1 protein-coding gene is annotated in these 221 nt (G+C 70.6%); it reads left to right on the top strand.

Annotated features, from left to right (window positions below):
- Positions 1–221, top strand: a 221-nt coding sequence (locus tag SZN_RS37440; protein WP_007506835.1) for an HU family DNA-binding protein, incomplete at both ends; no start/stop codon positions are given.

Genomic DNA, 221 nt, shown 5'->3' with positions numbered 1-221 from the left:
GCAAGGACGCCGACGCCGTGCTGGCCGCGTTCGCCGAGACCGTCGGCGAGGTCGTCGCCAAGGGCGACGAGAAGGTCACCATCCCTGGCTTCCTGACCTTCGAGCGCACCCACCGTGCCGCTCGCACCGCGCGCAACCCGCAGACCGGCGACCCGATCCAGATCCCGGCCGGCTACAGCGTGAAGGTGTCCGCGGGCTCCAAGCTCAAGGAAGCCGCCAAG

Source organism: Streptomyces zinciresistens K42 (assembly GCF_000225525.1).
GTDB lineage: Bacteria > Actinomycetota > Actinomycetes > Streptomycetales > Streptomycetaceae > Streptomyces > Streptomyces zinciresistens.
The sequence above is the reverse complement of the archived record's forward strand: the minus strand, read 5'-3'. Positions and strand labels throughout refer to the sequence as shown.